The following is an 11,842-nucleotide window of genomic DNA, read 5'->3' as shown; positions in this document are numbered from 1 at the left end:
CCACCTCCCCCAGCCGGCCCGCCAGCCACGCGGCCACCAGCAGCAGCCCCAGGCCCAGCCACTGCCACAGCTCCAGCACCCACACCGGCCGCACGAAGAGCAGCGGCGGCAGCTTCTCCAGCACCGGCGAGCCGTACACCGTGAAGAGCGTGTCGATGGCGCGCACCGTGTCCTCGCTCACCACCCAGACGGGCCCCTCCGGGCTCTCCACGCGCTGCAGGCGGATGTCCACTGAGCCGCGCGGCAGCGGAATCTGTCCCAGCGAGTCGTAGACGGGGTCGGCCGGGTCCCCCTCCGGCTTCTGGCTGATGTTCGAGAAGTCCAGCCACAGCATCCGGTCCAGCACGAACACCAGCCGCCGCGCCAGCCGCAGCCCCTCTTCCGCCTGCTGCTCCGGCGGCAGGTGGGACAGCGACAGGTAGTGGGGCGCGCGCGCCGCGTCCCGCGCGTGCGCCGCGTCCAGGAAGCCCGCCGCCGTCGCCATGGGCGTGCGCCGGTCCACATCCGCTGGGGGCTCGCCCAGCCCTCCGTTCAGCGCGAACCCCGGCAGGGGCAGCAGCAACATCAGGAGCAGGGCAAGGCGACGGCGCATGTCGTTTCCTTCAAAGGCGGAAGGGAGATGATTTGACTCCCAACAATCACGAACGACACGGGCTGTCCAGGGTCCGCGTCACGCCGCGTCACGGCGGAGTGCCTGTCGGGCGGACGAGCGGACGCGCTCGGCCCGGCTGGGCGCCATGGCGAGGCGCCTCGTGACATGACACGGGGCGGAGCGTCCCCCTCCGAGCGCTCCGCCCCGCATCCGTCCCCCCCTGCCTGCCTCAGGGCGTGCAGGCCCCGTGCGTCACGCTGGTGCACGGGTCGCTGGCGCCACACCGCGTCCAACGCGCGCAGCGAAGCGCGTTGTAGTCCTCGAACGCCTGCACACTCGTGGTGCGCCGCCCCTGGCTCTCCGACTCCAGGCACAGCTCGTAGTCGGTGATGGGGGTGTTGGGGAGGTCATAGACAGTCTCATCCGCCGCCAGCATCCCGCTGGCGGCGGCACACTGCAGCGCGTTCGCGGGCGAGCTCGCGCGGACCTCCACCACGCGCCGGGCGCACAGGTTCGTGTCCTGGATGCCCACGCTGTACACGGTGCCGTCCGGGTCACAGGTGTGCGCCGCCACGGACTGGCAGCTCCCGCTGACACACACGGCGTTCGCGCGGCAGAACTGGCTGTTTCCCGACGAGACGCAGCACGCCTCGCCCACCTCGCCGCAGTTGCGGCAGCGCTCGCCCGCGGCCTCCATCACACACGTCAACGTGCCGCTGCAGGACGTGGTGCCCGCGCTGACGCAGCACGCGCCGCCTTCGCCGCCACACGGCTCACAGTTGCCGCTGCGGCAGACCAGCCCGGCGTTGCAGCTGGCGGAGTCCGTCCTGCAGGCACAGCCGTTGGTTCCATACTGGCTGGGGGAGCACGACGAGGAGCTGCTCTGGCAGCCGCCGCAGCCCGCCAGGATGGCCATGAACACCATCATCAGCCCTCGGATGAGGGAGAGGTTCGATTTCACGAGGAAGGTCCTTGTTTGTGGAAGCATGGAAGTCACGCTGGCCGGGACACGGCTCACGGGCTCAGCACCAGGTGGACGCGCTGGCCCTGCTCATCCTGGGCCTGCACCAGCACGCTGAAGTCATCGGCGAGCGCGAGCGCGCTCAGGACGCGGTAGCCGGCCTTCTTCAGCTCCTCCGGCAGCATCGCCTCCAGCGGCGTGGCCGTCTCCCCGTCGGGCGAGGCGAGGAAGGGCACCTGCGTCTTGCCGTCCTCGGCGGTGGCGGTGCCCAGCACCCAGCCTCCGTCGTTGATGGCCACGGCCTTCGCGGACACGACGCCCTTGGGCACGGACAGCCACCGGGCCCCCTCCTGCTGCCGCGACCAGATGAAGGGACGGAGGCGCTTGTTCGAATCGAGCCCGGTGCCCGCGAACTCGCCCACGTCGTTCAGCGCGGTGACCTCGGACTCGCTGTCCAGCAGCACCTTCACGTCCTTGCCGTAGACGCGCGCGGCGCGGGGCCCCTTCTCCGTCTCCAGCGTCACCGCCACCTCCCCCAGCGCGTTGAAGAGGACGCGGCTGGGCTGCAGCTCCGCCAGGCCGGGGTGCGGGGCGGGCCCCACCTCGTCCACGCGGTAGAGGCCCTTGCCGTCGTTCGGGTCCCGCACCAGCAGCGTGCCGTGCGCGTTGGCCGTCACGGCCTCCCAGCCCTCCAGCCACTGCTCCGCGCCCGCCTTCACGTCCTCCGAGCGGAGCAGGAACGCGTTGGGGCCCTTGGCGTTGTAGGCCGTGCCGAAGATGTCCCCTGTCGAGTTGACGCCCGCCACGCGCACCTGCTCCGCGCCGAGCACCTCGTTGAGCCAGTACGTGTCGCCCTTGCCCGTCAGCAGGACCTCCGACTTCGACTCCGCGTCCTTGTACCGGGCAATCACCGCCCCATCGTTGAGCAGGTGGACGGGGACGTAGAGCGAATCAAGGAAGCGCCAGTGCGCGAAGACAGGGAAGTACACCAAGCACGAGCGCACGCGCACCTTCACGCTCTTGCGCACGCCGCCCGACGCGCCGTAGATGACGGTGGGCCCCGTCCAATGAGGCGGCAGGCGCAGCGTGAAGCGCGCGGTGCGCTGGGCCTCGGGGACGCGCACGGGCAGCACGCCCACGCTCGCGTCCACGCTCATCAGGTCCACCAGGATGCCGCCGGTGGGCGCGGGGCTGCTGAGCCACACGTCGCCGGACAGCTCGCTGTACCCCCTGGAGGGGCAACGGCTGGAGGGCGTGACGACGACCATGGACGACAGCCGGGGCCGCGGCACGCCGCCGTAGGCGACGAACTGCTTCACCTGGACGTCCTCCGTGAAGTCGAAGTCGAAGACGATGGTCTTGTAGCCGCTCACCTTCGCCCAGGAGCCGGGCGCCAGGGTCAGCTCCACGTTGTGGGGGCAGGCGGCGCTGTCGCAGTAGGGGTCATCCGCGCCGCGCACCTGGCGGGCGTAGGCCTTCAGCGTCCCCCGCACCCGCGTCACGTAGGTGGAGTCCCCCAGGTTGTAGCGGCTCGGCAGGGTGTCATCGAAGGTCCAGGTGATGACATTCCCGGAGCGCGAGCCAGACATGTGCAGCACCAGGTCCGAGTTGAGACCGAACTGCCGCGCCGGCACGTTGAGGTTCAGCGTGTTGGCCGCCTTCGGCAGCAGCCAGTAGCCGGTGGCGTAGTCATTGCCCTTCACGCGGATGCGCGCGGCGTTGAGCCGGATGTTCGTGCCGCGCCGCACGTCGTCCACGACGTCCGCGTGGGCGGCCTGCGCCAGGAAGAAGCCAAGCAGGGCCAGGGGCAACAGCCCGTTGAGACTGCGTTTCATGAGGACCTCGACTGCGGTGGGTGGGTTGAAGCGAAGGGGCTCAGCCGCCGCGGCTGGCGGAGGCCTGGGCCATCAGCGCCATGACGCGGGCCCGGGTGGCGGGCTGCTGCCCCGGGCGGACGGAGAGGGCCTGGAGCATCCGGAGGACGGCGGCGCTGTCATCCATGCGAGGGGTGAGGACGTTGAGCAGCGCGGCCTCGGCGCCCGGCGCGAGCAGCCCGGCCACGACCCAGCCGCTCAGGCGCTCCAGCTCGGGCGCGCCCAGGGCGCGGGCGTTGAGCGCGTCCAGCAGCGCGCCCTGCACGGCGCGCTCCGGCTCGGACATGAGCGCGTCCAGCAGCATGCGCGTGGCGGCCTCCTGGGGCGCGGTGCGCAGGGCCTCCGCGGCGGCGGAGCGCACGCCGGGCGCCGTGTCACGCAGGTGGGGCGAGGCCAGGTCCATGACGCGCTGGGCGCCGCTGTTGCCCAGCGCGCGCAGGGAGTGCTCCCGCGACGCTGCGTCGTCCGCGCGGGCCAGGGCGTCCTCCAGCGGGCGCAGGAACTCGGCCGCCTCCGGGCTGCCCGCGGGCAGGCGCGAGACGACGGCGCCCAGCGCGTAGGCGGACGCGCGCTCGGTGGCGACGTCACCGGCGCTCCGGGCCTCCGCGTTCATCCGCGACAGCAGCCGGCCCGTCTCGGGCTCCGGCTCGCGGAGCAGTCCGGCGCGCTGCACCATCAGCCCGTGCGCGCCAGCGTGCTCGCGGGCCTCCGCGGAGACAATCAGCTCGCGCAGCGTGGCCTGGGCCTCCGCGTGCCCCGCGCCGGCCAGCAGGTCCAGCAGCAGCTCGCGCATCGCAGGCGACTTGCCCTGCTGGCGGAAGAGCTGTCCCAGCTCACCGGCCCGGTGGGGCTCCAGCTGGAGCGCGGCGATGGCCCGCCGCGCGAAGGAGCCCAGCTCGGGGATGGCGCCGGGGTCGGTGGCGGACGCGAGCACCTGGAGCGCCGCGTCCACCGTCATGCCGTCCGCCTGGCTGGTCGTCAGCGCCAGCGCCTCGTCGCCCTCGAAGGCCACCTGGGACGGCGCGCGGACAATGAGCTTGTCCTCCGTGGCGGGCGGCAGCGGCTTCTGCTGGCGCGAGGAGAACGTCAGGCGCACCCGGAGGCGCCGCGACATCAGCGGCCGGCCATCGGTGTGCGTGGCGTCCAGGATTTCGTCGTGGGACACGGCGGCCAGGAACCCCTCCGGGTCCCGGTCGAAGTGCGTGAGGGAGCTCAGCGTCTGCCGGAAGGCCGGCGCCGTGGCGGCGGCCCGCAGGGACTGGTAGCGCGCGCGGCGGCGCGTCAGGCGCGTGCCCTCGCCGTCGAACTGGAAGCGCGCCTCCACCTCGCCCGTCTGCGTGGACTCGACGGCGCTCCACTCGGCGTCGTCGCGGAGCTGGGTGGGGAACAGCTCCGCCGCCAGCGTCTGCGCGACCTGGCGGAACATGGGCGGCTCCGCGTCGGAGAACCGGACGGCCACGAGCGCGCCCCGGGCATCCAGCTCCAGCCACGCCGACGCCGTCTGGGGCAGGTGCGCCTGCACGGCCGCGACGTCGGGGAAGAGCGCCTGGCCGGAGAGCGTCGCGTCGTGCCGGTCCAAACGCTTCAACGCCAGCCGCACGCGCGCGCCATTCGCGCGGACCTCCAGCGCCTGGAGCGTCAGCTCACCGTCCAGACTCAGCGTGCCGTCCATCGTCTGGTGCGACTCCCCCTGCTGCGGAACGGGGAGCGCCACGCGCTGCAGGTCGTTCCAGGCGAAGTGGTAGGTGCGCTCCTCGCCCACGGTCCACCGGAAGAGCGGCAGCCGGGAGGCGCTGACGGGCGCGTCGGCCGCCATCGCCTGAGGCGCGGCGGGGGAGAAGTAGTTCCAGACGGGCACCGCGCCCGCGAGCAGCAGGGTGGTGGTCAGCGCGGCCGTGCGGACGGCGAGCCTCGAGCGACGCATGAAGGACTCCAGACAGGTGGGGAGAGAGGCCGCCGCGGCGGCGGATGGACACGCCGCGGCGGCCAGGGGGTGACGCGGACTAGTAGACGCGGACCAGCGGCAGCGACCGGGTCTCGTTGTAGATGTTCCAGCTGTTGCCGAAGCCGTTCCAGCTCACGATGGTCGTCTCGCCCTTCAGGAAGGCCAGCTCACCGAAGAGCTTGATGCTGCCGTCCAGGAAGCGCAGCTCGATGTCCAGCTTCGACGACGCCCGGAGGAACAGCGTGTTCGGGTTCGTCGGGTGCACGGGCGAGCTCAGGTAGAGGCCGATGTCGCCGTAGAGCGGCACGTTGACGCGGGTGATGAGCAGCTCACCCCGCACGCCCACCTGGAGGCCCGGAACGCCGATGCCCACGGACGCGAAGCCCTTGACCGCGGCGAACGGGGTGATGGTGCCGTACAGGTCCACGCCCAGCAGGTCCTCGGCGCAGTTGCGGTTGACGGCGCCGCCGATGTTCAGCTTCACGCCCGCCTCCGCGGACAGGCCGCCCTGCACGGTGACGGGGACCACCACGACGACGAAGGTCGCGGAGGCCTTCGCCGCGTCGCTCTTGAAGACGGGCCTGCCTTCATAGAAGGTGACGCGCAGCGGGTAGTGCTGGTCGTGGCTGTAGAGGGAGGTGCCCATCACCCGCGCGTCCAGCTTGAGGCGGATGCCGTTGCCCTCCGTGCCGGCCTCGCCGCTCAAGTGCGCCACCTCGTGCCGCGTGGAGCCGAACACGTTCGCGTAGGCGTTGAACTCGCCGTAGAGCCGCACGTCGCTGTCGCACCAGGCGCCCAGCGTCTTGTTGCGCAGGCTCGAGCCCGGCTGGATGTACTCCCAGCCTGCCACGTAGTCGTAGCCACCGCCGAAGGTGTCGCCGCCCGCGTAGCCGCTGTCGCTGGACTCACCGCCGTGCCGCACCGCGCCCGTGGACGGGGTCAACGGCACCAGCAGGTCGCGGATGTGCGCGCCGTAGACGGCGATGTACTGCGTCAGCAGCGACGAGGAGCTCGTGTAGTCCTTCTTGTCCAGGCCCTTCAACTTGAGCTTGTCCGCGTTGCGCACGAAGCTCTCCGGACCGAAGTCGTTACCGGTCAGGAAGACGCAGGCCTGCAGGTCGACCTCGCGGCGCGGGGCCATGGCGGCCTCCAGCATCGTCTTGTACCGGCGGGGGCTCCAGTCGCACACCGTGGCGCCCTGGGCGTCGAGGCAGCCGTCCTTCTGCGCCTTGACCAGCGACTCCTCGATGGCCTTGTCCAACCCGAACAGCCGCTCCGCGGTCTGCTTGTCCAGCTCCTCCGTCTTGTGGTCGCGCGCGCGGAGCAGCTTCGAAGCCACCGCCCACTCCGCGTAGACGGCCTCGCGCTGCCGCAGCAGCGCGGTGAAGGACTCCTGCTCCACCTGGTGGTGGTTGAGCAGGTCATCCGGGACGTTGTTGAACTTCTCGGCCTGCTCCTTGTGCCACGCGTCCGAGGGGGCGACCCAGTTGCGCGCCTCCACGTTGTTGGCCAGCTTCGCCGCCTCGGACTTGAAGACGTAGGCCTCGGTGCCCTTCGGGTAGGGGCCCGGCGTGAAGCGGAAGTACGCGTTCTTCGCCGTGCGCGCGCCGTCCCAGATGGGGGCCAGCTTCTCCTGGTCCCGGCTGTAGAGGACGCGGTTGGCGATGCCGTCCTTGCCGTAGGCCGCCTTGAAGAAGGCGCGGTCGTCGTCGCCGAAGCGCCCCGCCTCCCGCTCGAAGCGGCTGAAGTCCAGGTACTTCTCGTCGACGAACTCCTGGCAGGACGTCACCTGGGCGCCGTCCTTCTCCCAGCCTTGAATCCGCGCCAGGTAGGCCTGCTCGTCCTTCGTCAGGTTCTCCAGGTTCTTGCGGTAGAGAATCTGCCCCTTGAGCACCTGCCCCATCAGGCTCTGGTCCATGCCCTGGAAGCGCGTGCGCTTCGGGACGTGGCCCTTGTAGGCCACCGTGGCCACCTCACCGCCCATCTCCTCGGGCAGCAGCGCCTGGCGCTTGGGAGAGACCTCCCAGCCGGCCTTCCACTGCTGCTCCACTTCCCCCTGGCAGTACGCGTCGTGGACGCTGCCGCAGCTGCTGGCGCGGTAGTCGACGTCCATGCACTGCTGCAACGAGGGCTTGGGGCAGTCCTGCGCGAAGCTGGCCGGCGCGGCCAGCACCGTCGCCGACAGGCCCGCCCAGCGAAGCTGGCGGCGTAGCTGTTTCGTGTGTTTCCGCTGATTCATGTAGCGCGTCGTCCTTGTTGACGGACCGGCTCCGGGCTCGGCCCTGCCGGGGGCCCAGAGCACGGCGCGTGCCGGAGGCGCTCCACCCGGGCGCCAGAGGAGGGCCACGGGGAACGCGAGGACACGCGGGCAACAAGGAGCTGCGAGGTGTTGTCTGCCAGGCTACGGGCGCGGGTGGCGCAAGCGGCCACCCGCGCCCTTCACGTCAAGGCGGTGCTACTGGATGCTCCACACCACGGTGCCGCCGCAGGTGCCGGACGAGTAGCAGCCGGCGCGAATCTGCAGGGTGGTGGCCGCGGTGGAGGTGTACGTCAGGCTGGAGCCCCGGCCGCCGCACGCGTCGTCATTGCCGGCCGCCTGCGTGGCGCCGTTGAAGAGCCGCAGGTAGGTGTCGCCCGTGAAGGACGCGCCCGTCAGGCCGCAGGTGGCCACGGTGATGGTCTTCCCCGCGGCGATGGAGACGCTCTCATTGACGGTGTTCTGCTGGGCGCTGTTGGTGTTGCTGGCGTTGAAGCTGAAGCTGCCCGTGGTGGGGCCGGTGGAGCCGCCGGTGGTCGTCCACGCGACGCTGCCGCTGCAGCTCCCGCTCGAGTAGCAGCCCGCGTTGATGATGTAGTCGCCCGCGGCGGGGGCGACGTAGGAGATGCTGGAGCCACGGCCGCCGCAGGCGTCGTCGTTGGCGGAGACCTCGGCGCCGGCGGCGTTGCGCAGGCGCAGGTACGTGTCACCCGTGAAGGACGCGCCCGTCAGGCCGCAGGTCGCGATGGTGAGCGTCTGCCCCGCCGTCAGCGCGATGGCGTAGTTGGTGGTGTTCGCCTGGGCGCTGTTGGTGTTGCTGGCCGAGTAGTTGAACGGGTTGCCCGGCGGCGGCGGCGGCGGCGGGGGCGGAGGAGGCGGCTCGGTGGTGCCGCACAGGCGCTGGCTGCCCGCGACGGAGCAGTAGTGGTCCACGGCGGGGCGCACGTAGGTGATGTCCTCGCCACGGCAGCCCGTGTCGGTGCACTGGTTCACCACGCGGCAGCTGCCCTGGCTGACGTAGTCCGTCTCGCCACGGACCAGGATGCCGGCCACGGTGAAGTTGTCGTTCTCGTAGACGCCCGAGCCGGAGTTGCCGCCGAAGGTGTCCGTGTTGGCGATGAAGTAGTCCACCGTGCCGGAGCGGGCGTCACGCACCCAGCCGCCGTCGTCAATCTTGAACGGGATGCCGCTGCCGGAGCCAATCACGGACACGCCGGTGTTCACCGGCAGGGCGGCGCTGCCCGGACGGATGGGCGCCGGCTCGAAGCGCGGCGTGGCCGGACGGTCCAGCCGGGCGATGGCGTAGTCCAGGTTGCGGCCGTTCACCGTGCCCAGCTCGCGCGCGACGATGGACTGACAGGAGAAGACGTCCTGCGTCGTCACCGTCTGCAGCCCCGAGGCCGACGTGCGGTAGAAGTTGAAGACGAAGCGGGTGTTCGAGCAGTCCGACGTGCTGATGCAGTGGCCCGCGGTGAGCACCAGGTCGTCATCAATGAGCGTCCCCGAGCAGAAGGCCGGGGTCGGGTCGCTCAGGAAGCGCTGCGTGGAGCACAGGTTGTAGGCGCTCTGCAGCGTGGACGCGTTGAAGGTGATGTTGTTCGGGTTGGAGGTGTTGAGCGCCGACGGACGCATCAGCGCCACCGTGGACTTCTCCGCGCGCTGACGCAGCGCTGAAGAGGCCGTGTACGCGTAGACGTCCGTGCGGTGGTCGGCGCCGTAGATGACCTCCTGCTGGTCGGCGCCCAGCGCCGGGGACTTCTCGTCCACGGGGTCCATTTCGGGAGCCGGTCCACAGGCCGCGACCGACACGGAACACAACAACGCGCCGAACAGCTTCCGGCGCAGGGGGATACGGGTGATGCGCATGGGCGACCACTCCTGCGATGAGGGCCCGCCAGAACGGACGAGCAAGGCCACTCTACGCCCGCCTCCGACATCATTTCATGCAATTCAGTTACAAACTGAACAACCCGACAGAGCCATTGAAAAGTTATTACTTGGTTTCACTGCCGTAGGCATTTTCGAGCAGAACGTCGCTGCGCGAGCCCGAGGCCTTGGCGGCTTCGACGTCCAGGCCCTCGCCATGGCCGCGGCCACGGCCTTCGAACAGCAGGGACGCGCCATTGAATGACGCGGTGCGCGGGCACGACGGCAGCTTCAAGCCGGAGCGCAGCAAGTCACACGGCAGCGAGCGCGCGGTGTCGAACGTCGCGTCGCCCTCCGTCTCCGCGCGCAGGTAGTGCACCCGCCCCGCCGCGAAGCGCAGCGACACCAGCCCGCGTCCCAGCAGGCGCTCCACCTCCGCGCGGGGCCGCGCCTGTCGCCAGGGCTCCTGCCCGCCCTGGGAGAAGGTCAGCCACCTGCGCCACTTCAGCGGCGCCAGGCCCAGGGCCTTCGCGTCCTCGGACCGCACGCGCACGGTGCCGCGAAAGGCCTGGCAGTGCGTGGTGTCACAGACAGGGCGCCCCGGGTGACGGCTGTGGCCGTGCTGCTCGTTGTGCGCCACCACCCGCGCCAGCGCCACGCGAGGCTCGCCCGTCAGCGTCGCGTCCTCGGCGGACACCACGCCCGCCGCGTACCGCAGGCGCGTGGTGCGGAAGATGAAGTCGGAGCCGCGCCGCGCCTTCATCGCGCTAGGGGTGGTGGGGACGCCCGGCGGCGGCCGGTACGGCGGAGGCTCCGAGGTGATGAAGACGCCCGCGTAGTCACGCCCTCCTTCCGGACCGCCAGGGAAGCGCACGCGCCAGGGCGCGCCCAGGCACACCGCCGCGCCGCGCTTCGTGAGTGAGGCCAGCGGCGCCCAGGCCTCCGCGCCCACGCGCGGCACCCCCTCCACCAGCGAGAAGCCCGCGCCGGCGCACCGTGCCTCCACGTCGCCAGCGGGCAGCAGTCCCAGCACCTGCACACGCGCGGCCTCCAGTCCGGCCTGCTTGCGCGCGCGCGCCAGCGCCTTGGGCACTTCGTCCGCGAACTGGCGAGGCATGGCCCCGGGCCGCACCACCACCGCCACCAGGTCCGCGTCCACGGCGGCAATCCAGCCGAACTGGGGCCGGCTCGCCGCGTCGCGCACGGTGCCCGTCTTGGTGGCCACGCCCGCCAACGACTTCGACGCGGGCAGCTCCGCCAGCGTGCCGCGCGCGGCGTTGTCCGCCAGCAGCGCCACCACCTCCGGCCGAGCCTCCGCCAGCAGCCGGTACGCCTGCGCCACGCCCCAGGGCGACAGGGCCCGCGTGGAGCGAAGCCCCGTCGCCTCCGCCATGTCCTCCGGCAGGCCCGTCAGCCCCACCGAGGCCAGCACTGGCCCCCACGCGCCGAAGGCCCGAGGCGCCGAGCCCCGCGCCTCCCAGTCCAGGAAGTAGCCATTACACGAGCGCAGCAGCGCGGTGCGCGCGTCCACCTTCGGCGGCAACCCCGCGCCGCAGAGCCACTCCGGCACGCCCGGGCGCGGCGACAACACCGGGTGCTCCGCGCCCGCCGCGTACAGGAAGGGCTTGAGCACCGAGCCATATGGCAGCGCGCGCCGCACGTCGCCCTCCGACAGCAGCACCTCGCCCGAATGGCGGCTCACCACCACCGTGGCGGGCCGGGCCTCGCGCACGCCCACGCCCGCCAGCTCGTCAATGGACAGCGGCGACGCCCACCGCGCGCCGTCCTGGCACAGCCTGAGCCTGCGCGTCAGCGCCGGGGGGAAGCCCGGGGACTCGTTCAGCAGCCGCGCCAGCGCGCGCCGGGCCCGGGGCGTGTCCACCTCTGGCGCCACGGCCAGCGCCGACGCCGCGCGGGACAACGAGAGGTAGGGCCCCTCCTTCCACGAGGGCAGCTCGCCGCTCACCGCCACGGCGAAGGCTTCGTGGAAGAGGCGGTCCTCGCTGGACTGGGGACACGCCCACCACAGGAGCTGGTGTGCCAGCTCGTGCCGGAGCGCCAGCCGCAGCCGCTCATCCAGCACGCCCGGCGTGTTCTGCCGCAGCTCCACCCACCCCGGGCGCCCCTGGCCATTGCGCTGGGGCGTCAGCGCCGCGCCCTTCTGGAGGACGATGGAGCCAGGAGGCTTCGCCGGCGCGCCTCCGGCCTCCTGGACGTAGCGCGCCTCCAGCGCCGTCCAGGCGGCCTCGGCCTCGCGGCGAAGCCCCGCCTCGGGCGTCACGTCACCGCGAGTGACGAAGGTCGGGGTGGCCGCGAGCAGCACGGCCACCGTGACGGCCAACCCCAT

6 protein-coding genes and 1 pseudogene are annotated in these 11,842 nt (G+C 71.6%); all 7 read right to left on the bottom strand.

The window, feature by feature from the left end:
- Positions 1-592: pseudogene (locus HV824_RS24785) on the bottom strand (mechanosensitive ion channel family protein); the annotation flags it as partial.
- Between the two features lie 229 nt (positions 593-821).
- A complete protein-coding gene (locus HV824_RS24780) occupies positions 822-1,553 on the bottom strand; it encodes a hypothetical protein (RefSeq protein ID WP_368670939.1) in 732 nt (243 codons plus the stop codon).
- A 53-nt stretch (positions 1,554-1,606) separates the two neighbouring features.
- Positions 1,607-3,388: a hypothetical protein gene (locus HV824_RS24775; RefSeq protein WP_176424388.1), complete on the bottom strand. Its 1,782-nt coding sequence runs from the start codon at positions 3,386-3,388 to the stop codon at positions 1,607-1,609.
- A gap of 40 nt (positions 3,389-3,428) precedes the next feature.
- Entirely contained in the window at positions 3,429-5,351 is a 1,923-nt protein-coding gene (locus HV824_RS24770) for a HEAT repeat domain-containing protein (protein ID WP_176424387.1), read from the bottom strand.
- Positions 5,352-5,430: 79 nt separating this feature from the next.
- Entirely contained in the window at positions 5,431-7,611 is a 2,181-nt protein-coding gene (locus HV824_RS24765) for a hypothetical protein (protein WP_176424386.1), read from the bottom strand.
- Between the two features lie 216 nt (positions 7,612-7,827).
- Positions 7,828-9,495 carry a trypsin-like serine protease gene (locus tag HV824_RS24760; RefSeq protein ID WP_176418017.1) on the bottom strand — a complete coding sequence of 556 codons (1,668 nt, stop codon included), beginning with the start codon at positions 9,493-9,495 and terminating at the stop codon, positions 7,828-7,830.
- 127 nt (positions 9,496-9,622) lie between these two features.
- Positions 9,623-11,842, bottom strand: coding sequence for a SpoIID/LytB domain-containing protein (locus HV824_RS24755; RefSeq protein ID WP_176424385.1), 2,220 nt, complete (start codon positions 11,840-11,842; stop codon positions 9,623-9,625).

This window comes from Myxococcus sp. AM009, from assembly GCF_013372605.1.
GTDB classification, from domain to species: Bacteria; Myxococcota; Myxococcia; order Myxococcales; family Myxococcaceae; genus Myxococcus; species Myxococcus vastator.
The sequence above is the reverse complement of the archived record's forward strand: the minus strand, read 5'-3'. Positions and strand labels throughout refer to the sequence as shown.